The sequence below is a fragment of the Desulfobacter sp. UBA2225 genome (assembly GCF_002348205.1).
GTDB lineage: Bacteria > Desulfobacterota > Desulfobacteria > Desulfobacterales > Desulfobacteraceae > Desulfobacter > Desulfobacter postgatei.
Genome location: NZ_DDYV01000067.1, coordinates 1 through 19,002, shown reverse-complemented (window position 1 = coordinate 19,002; position 19,002 = coordinate 1). Strand labels below are relative to the sequence as shown.

Here is a 19,002-nt window from a genome sequence, read left to right as displayed (position 1 = left end):
CCTAACCGGACATCACTGAGTTTTTGTAAAAATCATCGTCCAAATCAATTTCATCGTCCATGGCGGGAAAAGGCATTGCTTTCATTACCCCTGCATCAGTCAGGTGAATCCTGCCCCAGGAAGTCCCGGGGCAGAATCTGTGTCTCTAAATCACCCTCAAATACCTCGGCCTTGGCTTTGTAACGGGATAAGTGGTCTGTTTGTCTGGATCATAGAGGAACTGTTTGCCATATTCATCGGTTATCATTTTGTACATTCCGACCCCGAGCGGGCTTAAATATTCCTCTGCCAGCCCAGGGTGTCCTTCACATCTTCGTAAATCGGAAATGACACAAAGTTTTGTACATCCATATTTACGGATATGAGTGTTATCATAATTGAACAACACGTCCATGACCCTGTCCTTGGTTATCAGCTCATCCATGCCAAACTCTTCCAACTTCTCCATGGTGGAAAAATAATCGACAGTCCCGTATTTGTCGCCGTCATAAGACTTCGCAATCGGATAAATCTGAGTCAACTCCCTGGGGGTAATCTGGCCGATAAGATGATCGGTATATTCGATGGTGGTGTAAAGGTCGTCCAAAGTCTTCCTGTCCATGATAGGGCCTGATTCATTGTATCTCAGCGGGATTTCTTTCACGTAGTAATAGATCAACTGTTTTCTGACTTCTGGAGCAACATAATCAAGCATGATTGCCTCTGTAAGCTTCTTAAGGATAATCCTGTTGTAGATCAGCAGGTAATCGGGTTCTGGTTGGTCTGGTTTACTTAGTACCCAGCGCTGTAATTATGCCGCTAGTTTATATTGATTTTGAAGGTCAAATTTTTCCAACATTTTAACTTTTGTGTAAGACCACTGAATCGGTTTGGGATTCTGGTTAAGATATTCAAAATACTCCATAAGCTGTGATTCCAAATCCTCCTTATCGTTAAAATAGCATGGGGTCAGTACATCCCGCTGAAGCTTACTGAAGATAATCTCTACCTGATCGAGCCAACTGGCATGGGTTGGCAGCCAATGAATTTTTACCGTAAAGGATAAATGGAGTGAATTGATCCACTTTCTCAACTGTTTTGGCGCATGAGTGCTGCCATTATCCAGGATCAGATGAATAAATTTTAACCCTTTGCAAACTCGATCCTTGAACAGACTTGAAAGAAAGTCCTGGAAATCGGCAAAACATTTCTTGTCAAAGCAACGCGCAAAAGTGGTACCTGTAGCGACCATCAAGGCGCAGAATAACTGCAATACGCCTTTTCTTTCATAACGGTCGGAGATTTTCACTGGGTACTCCGGGATTGCAGGACGTGTTTCACTCAGTGGCTTTCTCGCCTGAATCGAAGTCTTTTCATCTACACAGACAACGGCATGGCCCTGTTGAGATAACTCCTGCGCTGTTTCATACAAATCCAGAACTGGACCGGCTTTTTCAACAAAACAAGGATCCATTGATTTTTGCCAGGAATGATATTGCCAAGGCTTGATCTTATCCTGATCCAGCCACCGACGAACGGTACCGGCAGATATCGATTTTACAATTTTTTTTTCAACGGCGGTTTGAACAAGTTTCTCACCGGACCATCGTTTCCATGGCTTTCCATTGTCACTGGGGTTTGAACAGGCCAATGCAGTGATCTGTGAACGCTGGAGGGCAGAAAATTTTCTGGGGGCACCCGCGCGCGGTAAACTTTTAACTGAAGGATCCTTTTGCCATCGTTTCCGCCATTTTTTGACCATATCCACCCCACAGCCGACTTTTTCGGCAATGTGATAGTTGCTGTAATCCGGGCATTCATATGCCAGCAGAAGAATTCGGGCGCGCTGAACTTCTACCCAGGGGGCCATATGACTCTGACTCAAATGTTTCAATTCTTTGTATTGCTGTTCGGTCAGTTTAACAGCATATCGGGGTTTTGGTCCTGCCATGATTTTTCTCCAAATTGTTGTTGCTGAAAAATCGGTGTATATAAGGAGAAAATATGCATTAAACGGTTTTTTAAAAGACTATACTATTGTCGTATTTACAGCGTTCTGCACTAAGTAACAAACAACCTCTAAACCAACCATCTGCCGCTTTGCAGAAAAATTTACAATCCTCACACCCTGTAGTTAGGGCTCTCCGATATTTTCCGTGGTTTTTAATAAAATTGCTTGTTTGCGACGCTGTTGCGTTCTTCGCTTCTATCGAGGTGTATGGATATTACCCTGTAATTTCAACCACTAAAAATATTGCGTCGAGCCTATAGCACAAATATAGAGATTTATCTACCACGGGAAAGCTCGGAGAGCCGTAGTTAGTATGCTCCGATTGCAAATCTTTCTGCGCTTGCATCTGCGCACCGTTGTGGAGGTGCGCCACATCTAACGAACCTTCCAAACTCATTTTTTTATTTTCAGATACCAAAAAAAACACCCTTTAGAGGCTGATGACTGTAGCATCACAGGACATGTTGATAAATTCGGCAGCCGAGGCCATGCGAGCACCCTCAATAAGATCATCTTCTTTAATCTGCCGGGCACTGGCACAGGGCGTACAGACCAAAATCGGCACACCATGGGCCTGAAGATATGCCAGAAGATCATCTGCCACATCACCGGTGGCAGCCCGGACGTGGGTAATGATGCCTTCTTTGGCCAGATACACCCCTTCGTCCAGCAGGAAAAGGCTGGTATTTTTTCCTTCTTTATGCGCTATGGTTGCAAGATGAATAGCCCGGGTGGCCCGGTTGGTGTCATTGGTGCCGCAGGATAATGCAATTACCACGTTGTCTGTCATAACTTCCTCCTCTTTTAAATTTTTTAAAATTATACTAAGAGCGATGGGCTGATATATTCTATCAACACCCATACTCAACCCACAACAAACCATGAAAGTAATTCAAAAACTTAATTTTAACTTTAATATAAAAATATCCAAATTGAAAAGAATCTAAAGTTTGAATGCACATTAACCGCTAATGCAAAAACCTCGCCTAAACCAACCCACAACCTGACCCAAAAAGTTAAACTACGGAACATAAGCCTGTTGAGCACCTTAATTTTTTCCGCTTATTTCCGCTTAATGACCATGACAAAACAGAATTTGGCACACAAGTGTTTTGTAAGGTGTCTCGAATCATTTTTGTATAGATACATTTTTTCTGCAACACCATATATTTAAAAACCTCTAAAATAATAAAATTGCCGGTTTTCTCCCACAAGAAAGGTCGCCTGAATGTTTTTTTACACAAGTTTTCTATCCGCAACTTAATGTTTATCAAACCTTCCCGTATAAATTTTAAACCAAAGCGGTTTCATTTTTTTGGCACGGCATATGCTTATGAATAAAGATCAAAGAAAAACTAAAAGCGTTCACCTAAAGATTTTTAGACTCTTTAAATAAGGATTTGATCTGAGCTTAATCTTAGAAAAAGGAAAAAAAACATGGAACAGCAAAAAATAAACATGCACCTTCTTGGAGACGATTTTCCTGAAATGGATGTGGACACCACCCACGGCCCCATGAGCCTGCCCAAAGACATGAAAGGGAAATGGTTTGTTCTTTTCAGCCATCCGGCTGACTTCACTCCGGTGTGTACAACGGAATTCGCAGGTTTTCAGAACCGCGTTGCCCAGTTTGAAAAGATGGGGGTACAGCTGATCGGCATGTCAGTGGACCAGGTGTTCAGCCACATTAAATGGATTGAATGGATCAAAGAAAAACTTGATATAGAAATTACCTTCCCCGTTGTTGCCGCCAACGACTCAGTGGCAAACAAGTTGGGCATGCTGCATCCGGGCAAGGGCTCCAACACGGTGAGGGCAGTGTTTGTGGTTGATCCAGAAAGCAAGATACGCCTGATCCTGTATTATCCCCAGGAAATAGGGCGGAATATGGATGAGATTGTAAGGGCCACAAAGGCATTGATCACATCAGATCAAAATGGGGTGGCCATACCTGCCAACTGGCCCGAGAATGAACTGATAAAGGAACGGGTGATCATTCCGCCGCCCAAGTCACAAAAAGAAGCCGCCCAACGGTTGAGTCAATATGAGGGATATGACTGGTGGTTCTGCCACAAAACACTGTAACCAAACCAAATTGAAATTAACACCAGGCCCGGAAATTGATATCTTTTTTCGGGCCGTCTTGCGACATTAATGCATCATTATCAACAAATTAAAATGATATCAACTTACAACGCCATTGACGTTGAAAGGAGGTCTGTGCCATGTATTTTAACCAAATTTCAGTAAAAGGCCTTGGGTGTCAGTCTTATTGCATTGGCTGCCCCGCAGCCCAACAGATCATGGTCGTGGATCCCAAAAGGGACATTCAGGACTATCTTGATATTGCTTACGAAGAAGGCATGAGAATAACCCATATTGTTAATACACACCTTCATGCAGACCATATTTCAGGCGACCAGGAATTAAGCGCAGCTACGGGTGCAGATATCTACATCAATGACAGTGTGGAGATCAGTTATGCCCACAAGAGCATTGAACAGGGCGATATTTTCACCCTTGGGGCTGCAAAGGTGGAAGTGCTGCACACCCCTGGGCATACACCCAACTCCATCTCCCTGGTCGTCACGGATACCGGACGTTCTGATAAGCCGGAAATGATTCTGACTGGAGACCTGCTGTTTGTGGGGGATGTTGGACGACCCGACCTTCCCGGGTCCGAAATTTTGGACGAACAGATTCAAAACCTTTACAACAGCCTATACAAAACCCTTGCGCCTTATCCCGATTACCTGGAAGTATATCCCGCCCATGGAGAAGGCTCACTGTGCGGCAGAGGCATGAGCTCCAAAAAAAGTTCCACACTGGGATATGAACGCAGCGCGAACCCCATGCTGCAGTTTGACTCTTTTGAGGCATTTAAGGCAAACATCATGTCTGCCTTCCCGGCCCGGCCAAAAAGCTTTTCATATATCATTGCCACCAACAAAAAAGGCGCTGACCTACTGGATGCCTGCACCCTGGACAAACGCCTGACACCCGACCAGTTCCAGGAATTGATGGAAGAGGAAACAACGCTGGTCATGGACACCAGGGACAGTGCAGCATATGGCGGATTCCACATTCCCGGCAGCATCAACATCGGGTTTGAAAAGCAATTGGCCAACTGGGTGGGTATGGTGATTGACCCCGGCACGGAATTGCTGTTGGTGGTCGAAAATCGGGATGCCTACGACCGGATGCTCACCGAACTTCACCGTATTGGCTATGATGCAGTTCTAGGATATCTTTCAGGCGGCATAAATGAATGGCTGATGAGCGGCAGGCCCGTGGATCAGCTGGCCCAAATTTCCCCCTTGCAGCTTCACAAAAAAAATGGTCCGGACGGCCCGTTAATCCTGGACGTCCGGACCATGGCAGAATGGAATGCAGGCCGCATTGAAAACGCTGTGCACTTCCCTTTAACCGATATCTTAGATCAGAAAATCCCCAAAGCAGAAAAAGACCAAGAGATTGTGCTGCAATGCGGCAGCGGATACCGGTCCAATATCGCAGCCGGTTTTCTTAAAGACCAGGGATTTACCAATATAAAATCACTGGCAGGAGGCGTATTTGCCTGGCACAACGCGAATCTCCCCCTGGTGTGATACTTTAAAAGTTTTTCGAATTCATGATCAAAATCCAACCTCTATAAATGCACAGGATTTTGATCATGAGCGTTGGTCCGCATAACACACTTCAAGCAACACTTTGCCCTTGGTTGTACGAAAGGGGATACCGACAACATGGCTGCCGCGTTCGGTATGTAAAATTTCTTCATTTCGACCGGTCACAACTTTTACGAATTTAACTTTTACTTTTTTCCCCATTTCCCCAATTTTTGTTGTCACATGTCCGGCAACCATGTTGCTGATCTCCCCCACTGCATCTAAAATTTCTTCATTAATTTCAGTCATTTCCTCGCCAAACATGGCAGACACAATGCCTAATATACTTTTTTCAGTAAAAGAAATCGCAACCGTTGCTTCCAGATCCCCATCGACGGTCAAAAGCCCAGATATATCACCATGATGAACGGTGTTTACTTTTAAAAAAGGCGACCCGGGTTTTACTTTTACTAGGGCAGTGGTGTCAAGAATGTGCAAAGTCCCTTCAATGAAAGGATTGACAAGCGATACATCCATTTTTCCCTCCTGTTTATAAACATTCTATGCTGTCGGAAGAAAACTGGCAACGAATTTTTGAAAAAACGTAATAAAGACTTGACACGATGGGCTCAACGACGTAACGTACCCAAAAAAGCCGGATGAAAAATATTATCACTAAATTATACGTTTAACTTAAATATTTCCTAACAAACCCCCCAAAAAAAGGAGTGAGCACGATGAACAAAGGCGATTTAATTAATAAGGTTTCAGAAGTTCTCAGCAGTAAAAAAGATGCTCAAGCAGCCGTAGACTGCATGATTGAGACCATTACAGAGGCACTGGCTGCTAACGACTCTGTTACTCTGGTAGGTTTTGGTACATTTAAAACCGCTGAAAGAAAAGAAAGAAAAGGCAGAAACCCCCAGACCGGTAAAGAAATCAATATTCCGGCTAGAAATGTGCCCAAATTTGTACCCGGCAAAGCACTTAAAGACGCTGTAAAATAATTTCTCATACGCATGCATATCAATCAGGCAGAATTGACGCTTCCGCCAAAACTGCCTGATTGCATTATATCCCATTGATTTTAACGTCAAAAAAAGATTCTTTCCTTCGGTGGGAATAAATATAGTATTTAACATGAATACCGAACACAGGGGGATTTTAAAATAAAGGAAAATGAAACGGTATTAAACCAGTTTATCCACGCCGCCCAGATGGAGGAATTAAAAGGCGTCAGCAAAAAAGGCTGATTGACTCTGAATATGGGATTTAAGCCATTTTACAAGATCTTTATGGCTGGAATCAAAAGTCTGCATTGTTTCTGTTTCAATCTTTTCAAGCTCCTCAAGCGCCTTAGCGCAGGTCAGCTTGACATCCGCCTTGTATCCTTTTATAACTTTCCCAGGATCAATTCCAGAAAGGCATTCTAAATGCGCTTTAAACTCAGGCGCACATCCCGGCTTTTCATTGAAATTTCGCACAAGAATTCTTTGGGCCAGCATCCTCACCCTATTGCTTTGAAAACTTTGGGTCGCTTGATACCTTTTTTTTTCTTCTGTTTTATGAAAAATTGCAATCTCTTTTTTATCCTGAAATGAAAAAAAACCACCCTGATACAAATCTGCATCAAGATCTATATCAGGCACCTGGGGATATTTAAAATTTCGGTGAAAACTGACAGTTTTATTAAAACCGGACATGTTCTCTTTGATAAAATCCAGATTCCGCATGCACGCTGTATGCGATTTGGGTGAAAGTTTCTCCCAAAAACGATCCAGAACAGGCAAAATAAACAACTGATCGCCCGGTTTTTTTCGTATTGCAATAAGATCATATACCCCAAGCGCCTCATCTACCTGGTCAAACATTCCTTCCTTATCCAAACGAATCCACAGACTTTGATTCTTATAGGGTACAGACCCACCGACACCAACCACAGGGGCCATATAGTTGCACTCTGCACCAAATGAGACGGATATCATAAGGGCTAAGTCCATTCCGTACGCCTTAGACAATTTTGAACTTTGAAGATTGTCCATTCGTTCAAGATCAGCCCTTTTGTCAAAGAAGCCCTGGACATATGACCAGATTTCTCCATACTTTGAAAACGCCTTTGCAAGACCGACAACAGACTCAACATCGTTCATGGCTTGATGAGCCCTGCCCGAAGTCGTAAATTTATTTTGCCGGGTCAAATGCTCAAGCTTCATTGTTGGCTGCCCTTTTTCGAGCACAGGCCAGGAAAGTGCATGGGTGCAGAAAAGATAGTATATCAATGTGACCGGCAGCATATCCATCCGGCTACACCCGTTGGCAAACTGATGCGAATACGGATTCAATAGATTACGATAAAAAAGAAAACGTAAGAATTCGTCATCAAATCCAAGGGAATTATATCCTATGCTGATGGTCTGCGGCGTGTTCAAAAGAGAATGAATTTTTAATGCGGCATGGTACTCGCTGATACCGACCTCAAGTATTTCAGCATCAAGTCTATGCGTAAGAAACGCTCCTGGAGAGGGCACAATATCATCGCGGAGGCGAATGACAATATCCTCCCTGCCGATCTCATTTAAAGACATATCCGTGCGAATACACGCAAAGGTCAGCACCTGGTCAAAGGCCGGATTCAGCCCGGATGTTTCGATATCATAGAATAGAAGCGTCTGCATTATGTTAAAATTTAAAAAGGGAAAGCAAACACAAACTTGCTTCCCCTTTGATATTTTGAATACGTAAAAACGCTGGTATATTTATCTCTTTGAGAACTGGAAGCTGGCTCTTGCTCCCTTTTTACCATATTTTTTACGTTCTTTTTGTCTGGCGTCTCTAGTAAGAAAACCGGCAGACTTAAGAACACCACGCAGATCCGGATCAGATAAAACAAGCGCCTTGGAAACGCCTTGACGAATGGCACCTGCCTGACCGGTATGACCACCGCCCATCACTGTGATTTTAACATCAAAGGCATCACTTTTATCAGTCAGAATCAGGGGAGAAGTCAACACATTCCTGTTTACCGGGATATCAAAATAATCATCCAAATCTCGGTCATTAACAATAATCTTCCCTGTACCAGGCAGAAGCCACACTTTGGCCACAGAATTTTTCCGCTTACCTGTTGCGTAAAATTGGTTTGAACTTTCCATTGATCGTATCACGTCCTTATGTATTAGAATTCGACAACCTGAGGCTTCTGGGCAGCATGGGGATGCTGATCGCCTGCATAAACAAATAATTTTTTGCCAAGTTTACGGCCCAGCCTGTTTTTCGGAAGCATCCCACGAACAGCCTTTATTAAAACATCTTCAGGTTTTTTCCCAAGCATCTCTTTGGCCGTCTGGGCTTTGATTCCTCCGATATAACCGGAATGACGGTAATAGGTTTTCTGTCCCATTTTATTTCCGGTCAGACGAACCTTGTCCGCATTGACAACAATCACCCAGTCACCTGTGTCAACATGAGGGGTGTAAAGTGGGTTATGTTTACCCCGGATTCTATACGCTATCTGGGAAGCAAGCCGCCCAAGCACTTGGTCTTTTGCATCAACGACGCACCAGGTCTCTTTATTGTCAGATCTTTTCGCACTGTATGTATATTTTTCCAATGTTGTTCTCCATGCTCCTCTAAATAAACGCAATCGGGTATAACTACATAATTTCGTTTTTAAAGTCAAGCATTTTTATAATTCTATCTGTTTTTCTTCTTTCTGATTTGATCCCCTTGAAAAAAAAGATTTTTCCTTCTTGACAGGTTCCATTTTACTGGATGTCGTACACGATATGTCCGCATTAAGCACCCCACCGTTTTCGACAATCAAGTCCTGGCATACAACTTTTCCTGCGCAGGAACCGGTTGCCAGAATGATCAATTCATTAGAGGCAATCAACTCTCCTTTAAAGCTGCCGCCAAGGGTCAGACTGGATACCTTTGTCAAATTTGAGTTAACCTCACCATCCTGGGCAATAATTACAACATCCCCATTAATTGTGCCCTTTACCTGTCCTTTGATGATCAGTTTCCCACAACTTTCTATGGAGCCGTCAATCTTGAGTTCCTTATCAATAATGCTTAATTTTTTTGTATTTTTTCTCACAACGGCTACCTCCTTACAAAGCACTTAACGTTTGAAAATCCGTATCAATCCTGTTTGTTTTTTCTCGTATCAAAGGTAGTTTTAGATAACAGTTTTTCCTTTTCGTCAAATATAAATACGGAAGCGGTGACAAAATCCTTCAGCGGCGTCGGGGTGTTGATGGTCAGCTGAATGGCTTTAAAATTGGAAATGGAAAAAGAATGACCTTTATTATAGGGTCCGGGAACACCGCCTTTCATAATTGAAGCCTTCGGTATCACCACCCACTTGTCAGGTGTGGCACCTTCGGGTTTGAGTACACAGAAAATCCGACCGGATAGTTCCTTGGATTCCTTTGTAGTCTTTCTGATAACAAACCGAACAACGACATCCTGGGCATTTCTACCCGATGAAAGGGAAAATGATCCAAAACTTACGTTGGGCAACGCGTCAGGCAATTGCTCTACCGACGGATCAGCGTTGTCAACGGATTGGGATCGACTTGGTGCCGAATTTTTGTCATCCAGCTCAACACGCTCATCTTTATCGATGTCCAAATCAGGCGTTGCATCTGTGGACAAAAATTCGATGGCATCTTTTTTCCCCTTCATGCCTGAACGCTCTTCTTGTTTGGGAGGATCCTGACCAATCTTTCCGGCAAGGGTCAACGCCTCAAGTTCACCTGTGTTGCCTGTCACCACCAACCGGGCCATGAGAAGCTCTTTGTCACTGGTCAAACGGTCTACTTTTTTTTGAAAAACGCCCTGGGAACTCTTTAATTGAACAGTTTGATGATTCGCTTTGGAATAAAGCCGATAAAAAGTAACAGTACCCCCCCTGCCAGACTGATTACCCCAAGAAAATAAACAAGAACTTTCAGAAAAGCTCCGGATCTTATTTCACCGAAATCATTAATGATCAGAATATTATTTTCCTTGCGCGTTTTATGCGGCCTGGGCTTTATTCTGGCTATTTCCATTTCCAGTTCTCTCGAAAGATCTTCCATTCTCCATCCTGTCTGACAAGCTTGAGCGCTTTTCTTCCCTGGGGTGATAATTTGATTGTGCTGATTATTTACTCTCTTTTTTCCAAATTCAAATGCCGGTATGCATTTTCGGATGCTTTTCTCCCACTGGAAGTGCGCAGCGTAAGACCGATTTTCAATAAATAGGGCTCCACCACATCCACCAAGGTGTCAGTCTCTTCCTGCAGCGTCGCTGAAATGGCTTCGATCCCAACAGGGCCGCCGTTGTAAAAGCGGATAATCGTTTCAAGATAATTGCGGTCCAAAGGTGTCAACCCAAGATCATCAATGCCTTCCAGATATAGGGCCTCCTGGACGCCCTTAGCTGTCATAAGCCCCTGGTGCCTGACCATGGCATAATCCCGGACCCGCTTAAGAAGCCTGTTGGCAATTCTAGGCGTTCCTCGAGATCTTTTCGCAAGCTCCCAAGCACCGTCATCTGTTATACGGGTTTTTAAAAGCAGGGCTGACCGCTGAATAATCACCGTTAACTCTTCAACAGAATAAAAATCAAGGGTACGAAATATGCCAAAACGATCCCGTAGCGGTGCAGACAAGAGCCCCACCCGCGTGGTGGCCCCGATGAGTACAAACTGTTTAAGCCGGTACCTGTGGCTCCTGGCATGAATTCCTTTGTCAAAGACAAAATCCACGGCAAAATCTTCCATGGCAGGATAAAGGAACTCTTCCACCACCTTGGGGATCCTGTGAATTTCGTCCACAAAAAGGATGTCACCCTCCCCCAAATTGGTCAGAATCCCCACAAGGTCCCCGCCTTTTTCCAGGGTTGGACCGGAGGTCACGGTCAGATCTTTTCCCATTTCATGTGCAATAATGTGGGATACTGTTGTTTTTCCGAGCCCGGGAGGGCCGTGAAACAGGATGTGATCCAAAGGCTCCCTGCGCATTTTTGCTGCCTGAATGGCAATCTTGAGTGTTTCCACGGCTGCGGTCTGTCCCACATAATCATCAAAGCAGCCGGGACGAAGGGATACGATCTCCTGGGAATGATCTTCAATTTTCAGCTTTTCCGAAACCACGCCCTTTTTATCTGAACTATAGCTTAAAATATTCCCGTCAACCGTCATCTGGTCTCCTGATAAATTTCGTCGAACAGGTCTTCAGGGGAATTGATACCTGGATTTTTTTCAAGGGCTTGCTTTATCATTCTTCTTGCCGAAGAGGCAGAGTGTCCAAGCTGTTCAGTGAGAACCTCAAGCACCTGTCTGACCATCATCTGCTTTCCTTCAGGAACAAAATCCTGCGGTTCTGTTGACCCAAGGTCAGACCCAGGGTTTTGGGGCGTGGCAAACCCCAGAACCTTTCCGTTAAGGGTGGCGACAATTTTTTCCGCTGTTCTTTTTCCGATCCCTGTCAATTGTGACAAAAAGGCAGTATCTCGGTCTTCAATAGCTCTGGCAACCTTGGATACCGGTTTTGTCAACGCCTTTATTGCCTTCATGGGACCAATGGCGGCCACGGTGATGAACAACTGAAAAAACTCTTTGTCATCCGGAGTCAGAAACCCGATGAGCACGGGTTTAGGTTGCCGCTCTGTGACATGGTAATAAATATACAGCGCTATTGTTTCATCGGCTTGGGATTTTTCCATGCATATAGAGAGGGTAATAGTGTCCAAAAGGACCTCATAACCGATATGTCCAACCAGCAGAATGATGCCGTCCGCCTCCTTGCGAAGAATCTTACCCTCAAGATAAGCGATCATATTTAAATCCTTGCACCCCAATCCCCCCATACCGGAAAAGCCCGGTTAATGCCATTCCAAGGGCATCTGAAGCGTGAAAAGGACGAATGGGTTCATGATGATTTAATAAGTGGCGCACGGCACGTTCCACTTGATACTTATTCGCACTACCATTCCCTGAAATCACCTTTTTAACTTCCCTGACAGCCACCTCACGAATTTGGACTCCCGCCTTGAAAGCCGCTAGAATCAACACCCCTGAGACTTTACCCAGCATAATACCCGCCCCCGGGTATTTCTCAAGGGAGTAACTGTCTTCAATCACGACAAAATCCGGCTGCTGTTCAAGTAGCAAGGATTTCGTGTTCCGATAAATTTGCTCAAGTCTGACCGGCGTGGATTCACCGGCATCTGTGGAAATGCTGCCAAAAGAATATCCGGCAATATGACGCCCCTGCCCTTCAATGACTCCAATGCCGGTTCCGGCAAGACCGGGGTCAATGCCTATGATTTTCATATCCTATTTTCATAACCAGGGGATAACGCAATCAGTTGATCTTTTTAAGCTTTTCACTGGCATACTTGGCTTCCTGGGAATTGGGATACCGTGTGATCAACTCTTTGAGAATCAGTCTAGCATTGGCCTTTTCACCAAGGGCTATAAATGCATATCCCTGCTTAAGCCGCGCAGCCGCATTTTTATTGGAATTTGGATAATTCTCAAGTACTTTCTGATATTCCAGAATGGCCTTTTCATACCATTTTTCAGCATAATAAGAATCGGCAATCCAAAATCTCGCATTGTCTGCATTTTTAGAATCCGGGTATTTGCTGATGAAATTCTCAAACTGGAGCCTTGCGTTTTCCAGGTCTCCCTGGTCAAACAGCTTTTTCGCATAGCTGTACAAACCGTCCTCGGTATCCGGTATCTCACCGGCCACAGAATCATTGTTCTGCCCAGGCGATCCTGACACACTAGGCTCAAACCCCATATGTTTTTCCAGGGCAACTATCTTTTCATAATTCCTGGAAATGGCATTGTCCAAACGCTCCAGCATTTTTTCCAGACTTTCTTGACGTTCCTGTCCATTTATACCGGACTTGTAACGCACCTCTTCAAGCTGGCCCAGATTTTTGTGAAAGTCGTCCTTAAGCTGCTGAACATCATACTTCATCTCAGCATAATTCTCACGAGCGGTTTTGGAAAACTCATCCACCAGCTGTTTAAGGTGCCCAAGGTCATCGGTATTGGTCTCATCAAGCGTATTCCGGCGGCTGTTATTCTGCTCTATAACCGCCACCCGGGTCTCCAGAACCGCATACTGATTGGGTGTCACGCAACCCGCTATGAATACCATGGCTGCAAGGCAGGGATAAAAACGCAAAGGGTTCATTTGATACGAAATCCGAAAATAGTTAAATAAGGTATGGGTACAGACAGGCAATCCCGCCTGTCTGTACCCGTCAAACACTTATAAGAAAGATATCCCACCAAAATGGGTTATCTTGCCTATACCTCTTTACTTGATCACAAACTGTGCACGTCTGTTAATGCGGTAAGCCTCTTCGTTGGATGCCGGATCCAGAGGTTTTTCTTCTCCATAGCTCACTGTACTCAGACGATCGGCTGAAACGCCTAAATCCACAAGATAAGTTCTGGCGGCGTTGGCACGTCTTTCACCCAAGGCCAAGTTGTAAACCGTGGTCCCACGGTCGTCACAATGACCTTCAATCATTACAGTATCAGAGGGATTGGCCTGGAGCCAATCCGCCTTTTCCCGCAGCAAATCCTTAGCTTCACCGGTAAGCGCAGAGCTGTCAAAGTCAAACAAAACGTTCTGATTCAGAAACCGGGATTTGGCATCGGCAAACTGGCCCTGCTGCTGATCTTGAAGCTGCTGGGCTCTGAGCCTTTCAGCTTCAAGACGTTCAGCCTCAAGACGGGCAGCTCTTTCCGCATCCGTCTCGCCAGCTTCTCCCTGGTATGCACCACTATCCGGACTCGCCACTTTTGGCTTTGAACAAGAGACCATGGTTAAAAGTCCTGCCACCAGTACTGCCATCATAACATTCATCAACACTTGTCTTTTCATCTTACTTCTCCTTTTTTTAATTTACCTTTAACTACCACTCTATTTATGCTTCCTACTCAGATGAGAAACCTGTGTCACCTGACCAATCTGGTTCACTCTGGATACCGGACATGGAAATGAGTTGGCGCTGATCTGTACCGGCTGCGGTCATAACAAACAAATGAGCCCTTCCACCATTCCTGGTGGATTTAAAGACGATCAGGCTGCCGTCCGGAGACCAGCAGGGATCTTCGTTATCACCCTGCCCTGAGGTCAACTGCACGGAATCACCAATATGTGAGTCAACAGATATCACAAAAATATTAATTCTATCTTTTTGAATCCCCACATAGGCAATCTTTTTTCCATCCGGAGACCATGCCGGACTGGCATTATATTTTCCGGTAAATGTGATGCGCTGTGCCTCTCCCGAATCCAACCCCTGAATATAAATCTGTGGATTGCCGGACCGGGAGGAGGTAAAAGCGATCTTTCTGCCGTCCGGAGAAAATTTAGGCGACACATTAGCCCCCCAACTATTGGTAACTCTTTTAGTAATTTCTCCTTTACTGGTCAACAAATATATTTCCTGATTCCCTGAAAAACTTAGCGTTGCGGCAAGAGCAAGCTTCCCGGGCATCCAGTCCGGAGAAATATTAATCCCTGCATAATTCACAACGGCCCCCAGGTTGTTGTTAATGTTTTTTATAAAAATATCAGGTTTTCCCTTGGCGTAGGAGACGTAAGCCAGCCACTGCCCATTATAGGACCACGCCGGGGACAATGAAATAGTTTTATGATTGGTCATCTGTCGGGGATTAAATCCGTCAAAATCACAAGAAAAGATCTCTTTATTTCCATTGACGGTGGAAACAAAGGCTATTTTTGATCCAAAAACCCCGAAATTTCCAGTCAGTGCTTTGGCAACTTCCGCGCAGAACCTATGAATCATGGCCCGGAGCTGGGTGGAGGGTCCGGTGTATACTTTTCCCACCAGAAGCTTTGTATTAAAGGTATCCATGAGCCGAAGCTGCAATTTGATCTGGCCGTTACTTTCTTCTATGCCGGCTGTTACGAGAAGTTCCGCACCGATGCCTGTCCAGTCTTTGAAATTGATCTCACCAAGCTGAATGCCTGATTTGGCAGGATTGGATAAAAAGGCCATCGGGTCCATAACTTTCAGATATCCTGTAAAATCAAGCCCTGCTTTCAGGATCTGTTCACCCTTAACACCTCCAATCACCTCGGCCTCATGGCCGCTGAAAGCCTTGAACGACGTCACGGCAATAGGCGTTTTGTTTAAAAAGGGTTTTGAAATACTGATATAATCATAAGTTTTTGCAAAGGCTTGGACAGAGAGGAGAACGATAATTGCCCATATCCGGGTTAACTTGTACAGCATATGCAAGCATGTGTTTTGTTTCATTAAATCACCTGTTTAATATTATTAGGATTATTTAAGCCCCTGAGGGGAGAACCCTAACACCAGTTCATAGGAGGTCATTCCCTTGGGCAGTTCCGGCAGGGGATTTGCCCGTTGTATCGCTTTTTTAGCGGATTCATCCAAATAATTGTTTCCTGATCGGGTTTCAAATGAAATATCCCTGATATCACCACTTTTTAATATTTTTATAAAAATTCTGACTTCAAGATTCTTATTGATTCCGGCCATGGCGTCATTGAAAACCCAATTCTGTTCAATGGCGGACTTAATCACCATCTGATACAGCGTTAAAGGACCGGCCTCACCAATACCCCCGCCGCTCCCAAGGCCAGAAGGATCAACACCAGAAGGACCAGCGCCCCACCCGCTCCCGACGCCTGAAGCACCAACGCCCGAACCGCTTCCGATGCCTGAAGCGCCAGCGGCCCTATTGCCGCCGGAATTTGTACCCTGGGCACCATTCCCCCTTGAGGCAACCGAGGCCTTCATCCGATCCAAGGCATTTCTAAGCTGGGTCTGATTCTGTTTTTCAAGTTTTTCAGCCTGTTCTTTCTGGGCCTTTGCCAGATCTTGTTCTAACTTCTTTTTTTTAACTTCTTCCGCTTGCTTTTTTTTCTTTAAAACAAGTTCTTCTTTTGGCGATTCTTTCTCGACAACAGGTTCTTCTTTTGGCGATTCCTTCTCTACAACAGGTTCTTCTTTTGGCGGTTCTTTTTCTACAACAGGTTCTTCTTTTGCCGATTCCTTCTCTACAACAGGTTCTTCTTTTGGCGATTCTTTCTCGACAACCGGTTCTTCTTTTGCCGATTCATCTTCTCTTGCCGCGATCAGATCTTTAAGATTATCGGGCTTTGATTGGAGGCCGCCGTCAGGTTTGATTGTCGGGACTTCTGCTTCAGCCGATTCAGCGGGCTGGGAAACGTCTGAAACAGCATCAGGGTTCACCATATCTGCGTTATCACCAGCCGACGCATCAAGAGGCTTAGATGATTTTTTTGAACCGTGGAGCTTGGCCGCAGGGGAAGCCCCGGGAGCAAACGCAACCAAATCCACAGTAATAACTTTGGGTTTGGGAGCAGAAAACTGAAAATCATTTAGAAAAAACAGACTGATAAAAAAAACTGCATGGCAAATCAGAGATAGGAGGCAAACGAGAAAAAAATCTCCGGGGCCGTTACTGTTGGGCTCACTGATATATCTTCGCCTGTTTTTCATTTGAAACCGGATATTCATCAGACGCCATCAACCAGCTTGTTTTTCATCCTCAGGCAGGGTAATCATGCCGAGGCTCGGGACACCGGCTTTTTTAATCTGGGACATGATGCTGACTACCACACCATAGGGCACTTTTTTATCTGCCTTGAGGTAAACAGTCTTCTTATCCAGATTCTCCATGACCGCTTGAAGCTTTTCTGTCAGAAATGCAACGCTTATCTCCTGCTCGTTTATATATACTTTCATATCAGCATCAATGGAGATAATCAAATTCTGCTCATCCGTGGGCAAAGCTTGGGCTGTTGCCGTGGGCAGATTAACATTCACGCCCTGAACCATCATAGGCGTCGTAACCATAAAAATTATCAGCAAAACCAGCATGACATCCACAAACGGTGTCACGTTGATTTCAGACATTAAGGAGTCGTCTCCTGATCCAACCTGCATTTAAGCCTCCAGCTTTTTAAGAACATCCCGTTCAATAATATTCAAAAGATCCGAAGAAAAACTTTGTAATTCTGAATTCAGTACCCGTGTGCGGTCATTAAAATAGTTATATGCAATAACTGCTGGAATTGCCACAGCAAGGCCGGCTGCAGTGGCCACTAGGGCCTCGGAAATACCGGGAGCCACAACAGCAAGGCTGGCAGAACCTGAAAGCCCGATCCCCTGGAAGGTGCTCATGATACCCCACACCGTACCAAACAGGCCGATAAAAGGTGCGGTATTTCCGGCTGTTGCCAGAAAGGAAATCAACTGAGTTAATCGTCGGTTTTCTACATTAATGGCCCGGTTAAGCGTACGTTTGACACTTCCCATGGTCTGAAAAGTTGACCCGGAATTTTTTTTTGAGGCAAGATTTTCCTTATTTTCGGTTCTTGAAGCTTCCATATAAGCCGCAATAAAGATCCGGCCCAGGGGACTGGAACGAAGCATCTTGGCCTTGGAAAAAGCATCGGCCAGGGTCCGACACTGCCAAAACACTTCGGTAAAATCAGCAGAATCCTTGAATGACTTTCTAACATACCGAAATTTTATGAAGATAATAGACCAGGAGATAATAGAAAAAAACAGCAGCAGCAACATGATAAACTTTACAACTGGCCCGGCATTGGTAATCATATATAACAAGCCGACTGATTCAGTGGTCATAAATCCATCCTTAAACTATGGTAACACCTTGGCAAACATAACAGATAAACAAACATAAATCCACCTCGTGTTTGGGCCAAAAGTCACCCACTTGCGGCGTTGCAAAAAAATTCGCATCTGGGCTACGTTTCGCCCAAACACGAGGTTTAATTTCAGATACTACATATGCCAATACCGGCCCTCACGTCAATAAAAAAAGGCCCCCTTGCCTTGAACAAAGGGGCTTAATATCATCAGGTCACATCATGGCCGGACAAATACGCTCATGGTGTCTCATAATTGACTACATCATACCGCCCATTCCGCCGCCCATTCCGCCGCCCATTCCGCCGCCCATTCCGCCGCCGCCGCCTGGATTTTCTTCAGGTTTTTCGGCAATCATGGCTTCGGTCGTCAGCATGATAGAGGCCACAGAGGCTGCGTTCTGCAGGGCAAAACGAACCACTTTTTTAGGATCAATAACACCGGCTTCAATAAGATCTTCGTATACGTCGGTTCTGGCGTTGTATCCAAATGCGCCTTTACCTTCTTTAACTTTGTTGATGACAACAGAGCCCTCAACACCTGCGTTGTCAGCAATTTTGCGCAAAGGCCATTCAATGGCTCTTGCAATAACCTGGACACCTAGTTTCTCTTCGCCTTCCACATCAAGGGAATCAAGGGCAGGAATACATCTAACCAGAGCCACGCCGCCGCCGGGGACAATACCTTCTT

At 44.8% G+C, this 19,002-nt stretch carries 23 protein-coding genes; 3 read left to right on the top strand and 20 right to left on the bottom strand.

Annotated features, from left to right (window positions below):
* Nucleotides 1-145: 145 nt before the first annotated feature.
* The 3 genes from B3D59_RS03720 to B3D59_RS03710 form a co-directional block, all read right to left on the bottom strand.
* A complete protein-coding gene (locus B3D59_RS03720; protein WP_286817775.1) occupies nucleotides 146-694 on the bottom strand; it encodes a hypothetical protein in 549 nt (182 codons plus the stop codon).
* Between the two features lie 96 nt (nucleotides 695-790).
* On the bottom strand, nucleotides 791-1,930 hold the full coding sequence (locus B3D59_RS03715; RefSeq protein ID WP_286817774.1) for an IS630 family transposase: 1,140 nt from the start codon (nucleotides 1,928-1,930) through the stop codon (nucleotides 791-793).
* Between the two features lie 490 nt (nucleotides 1,931-2,420).
* The gene (locus B3D59_RS03710) at nucleotides 2,421-2,780 is read right to left on the bottom strand and encodes a DsrE family protein (RefSeq protein ID WP_004074128.1); all 360 of its coding nucleotides are present in this window, start codon (nucleotides 2,778-2,780) and stop codon (nucleotides 2,421-2,423) included.
* Nucleotides 2,781-3,427: 647 nt separating this feature from the next.
* Between B3D59_RS03710 and B3D59_RS03705 the strand changes: the two genes are divergently transcribed.
* Nucleotides 3,428-4,075 carry a peroxiredoxin gene (locus B3D59_RS03705; protein ID WP_286817773.1) on the top strand — a complete coding sequence of 216 codons (648 nt, stop codon included), beginning with the start codon at nucleotides 3,428-3,430 and terminating at the stop codon, nucleotides 4,073-4,075.
* Between the two features lie 140 nt (nucleotides 4,076-4,215).
* A complete protein-coding gene (locus B3D59_RS03700) occupies nucleotides 4,216-5,598 on the top strand; it encodes an MBL fold metallo-hydrolase (RefSeq protein ID WP_286817772.1) in 1,383 nt (460 codons plus the stop codon).
* Nucleotides 5,599-5,661: 63 nt separating this feature from the next.
* On the opposite strand, the gene B3D59_RS03695 is transcribed toward B3D59_RS03700, so the two are convergent.
* A complete protein-coding gene (locus B3D59_RS03695; protein WP_286817771.1) occupies nucleotides 5,662-6,135 on the bottom strand; it encodes a chemotaxis protein CheX in 474 nt (157 codons plus the stop codon).
* A gap of 200 nt (nucleotides 6,136-6,335) precedes the next feature.
* On the opposite strand from B3D59_RS03695, the gene B3D59_RS03690 reads away from it, so the two are divergent.
* On the top strand, nucleotides 6,336-6,605 hold the full coding sequence (locus B3D59_RS03690) for an HU family DNA-binding protein (protein WP_004074121.1): 270 nt from the start codon (nucleotides 6,336-6,338) through the stop codon (nucleotides 6,603-6,605).
* A gap of 219 nt (nucleotides 6,606-6,824) precedes the next feature.
* Here the strand turns inward: B3D59_RS03690 and B3D59_RS03685 are convergent, their stop codons facing one another.
* The 16 genes from B3D59_RS03685 to B3D59_RS03610 all read right to left on the bottom strand — a co-directional run.
* Complete coding sequence (locus B3D59_RS03685; protein WP_286817770.1) at nucleotides 6,825-8,273, bottom strand: exodeoxyribonuclease I; 1,449 nt, start codon at nucleotides 8,271-8,273, stop codon at nucleotides 6,825-6,827.
* An 81-nt stretch (nucleotides 8,274-8,354) separates the two neighbouring features.
* Nucleotides 8,355-8,750 (bottom strand): 30S ribosomal protein S9, encoded by a 396-nt coding sequence (gene rpsI / locus B3D59_RS03680; protein ID WP_004074109.1) that lies wholly within the window; start codon nucleotides 8,748-8,750, stop codon nucleotides 8,355-8,357.
* Nucleotides 8,751-8,773: 23 nt separating this feature from the next.
* Nucleotides 8,774-9,208 (bottom strand): 50S ribosomal protein L13, encoded by a 435-nt coding sequence (rplM, locus tag B3D59_RS03675; protein WP_277001673.1) that lies wholly within the window; start codon nucleotides 9,206-9,208, stop codon nucleotides 8,774-8,776.
* 75 nt (nucleotides 9,209-9,283) lie between these two features.
* Nucleotides 9,284-9,697 (bottom strand): bactofilin family protein, encoded by a 414-nt coding sequence (locus B3D59_RS03670; protein ID WP_286817767.1) that lies wholly within the window; start codon nucleotides 9,695-9,697, stop codon nucleotides 9,284-9,286.
* 44 nt (nucleotides 9,698-9,741) lie between these two features.
* Nucleotides 9,742-10,413, bottom strand: coding sequence for a hypothetical protein (locus B3D59_RS03665; protein WP_286817765.1), 672 nt, complete (start codon nucleotides 10,411-10,413; stop codon nucleotides 9,742-9,744).
* A gap of 38 nt (nucleotides 10,414-10,451) precedes the next feature.
* Nucleotides 10,452-10,682, bottom strand: a complete 231-nt coding sequence (locus tag B3D59_RS03660; protein WP_286817763.1) for a hypothetical protein — start codon at nucleotides 10,680-10,682, stop codon at nucleotides 10,452-10,454.
* A gap of 68 nt (nucleotides 10,683-10,750) precedes the next feature.
* Complete coding sequence (gene ruvB, locus B3D59_RS03655) at nucleotides 10,751-11,788, bottom strand: Holliday junction branch migration DNA helicase RuvB (protein ID WP_286817761.1); 1,038 nt, start codon at nucleotides 11,786-11,788, stop codon at nucleotides 10,751-10,753.
* Entirely contained in the window at nucleotides 11,785-12,426 is a 642-nt protein-coding gene (gene ruvA, locus B3D59_RS03650) for a Holliday junction branch migration protein RuvA (RefSeq protein ID WP_286817759.1), read from the bottom strand. Before ruvA ends, ruvB begins: the two co-directional genes overlap by 4 nt.
* On the bottom strand, nucleotides 12,410-12,922 hold the full coding sequence (locus tag B3D59_RS03645) for a crossover junction endodeoxyribonuclease RuvC (RefSeq protein WP_286817757.1): 513 nt from the start codon (nucleotides 12,920-12,922) through the stop codon (nucleotides 12,410-12,412). Before B3D59_RS03645 ends, ruvA begins: the two co-directional genes overlap by 17 nt.
* A gap of 31 nt (nucleotides 12,923-12,953) precedes the next feature.
* Nucleotides 12,954-13,799 carry a tol-pal system protein YbgF gene (ybgF, locus tag B3D59_RS03640; protein ID WP_286817755.1) on the bottom strand — a complete coding sequence of 282 codons (846 nt, stop codon included), beginning with the start codon at nucleotides 13,797-13,799 and terminating at the stop codon, nucleotides 12,954-12,956.
* Nucleotides 13,800-13,925: 126 nt separating this feature from the next.
* Nucleotides 13,926-14,498: a peptidoglycan-associated lipoprotein Pal gene (pal, locus tag B3D59_RS03635; protein ID WP_286817753.1), complete on the bottom strand. Its 573-nt coding sequence runs from the start codon at nucleotides 14,496-14,498 to the stop codon at nucleotides 13,926-13,928.
* Between the two features lie 52 nt (nucleotides 14,499-14,550).
* Nucleotides 14,551-15,903 (bottom strand): Tol-Pal system beta propeller repeat protein TolB, encoded by a 1,353-nt coding sequence (gene tolB, locus B3D59_RS03630; protein ID WP_286817751.1) that lies wholly within the window; start codon nucleotides 15,901-15,903, stop codon nucleotides 14,551-14,553.
* A gap of 27 nt (nucleotides 15,904-15,930) precedes the next feature.
* Nucleotides 15,931-17,136: a cell envelope integrity protein TolA gene (tolA, locus tag B3D59_RS03625; RefSeq protein ID WP_286817776.1), complete on the bottom strand. Its 1,206-nt coding sequence runs from the start codon at nucleotides 17,134-17,136 to the stop codon at nucleotides 15,931-15,933.
* Between the two features lie 27 nt (nucleotides 17,137-17,163).
* Nucleotides 17,164-17,583, bottom strand: a complete 420-nt coding sequence (gene tolR, locus B3D59_RS03620) for a protein TolR (protein ID WP_277001656.1) — start codon at nucleotides 17,581-17,583, stop codon at nucleotides 17,164-17,166.
* Nucleotides 17,584-18,288 carry a protein TolQ gene (tolQ, locus tag B3D59_RS03615; protein ID WP_286817750.1) on the bottom strand — a complete coding sequence of 235 codons (705 nt, stop codon included), beginning with the start codon at nucleotides 18,286-18,288 and terminating at the stop codon, nucleotides 17,584-17,586. It abuts the gene before it with no gap.
* Between the two features lie 283 nt (nucleotides 18,289-18,571).
* On the bottom strand, nucleotides 18,572-19,002 hold a 431-nt coding region (locus B3D59_RS03610; protein ID WP_286817748.1), incomplete at its 5' end, for a TCP-1/cpn60 chaperonin family protein.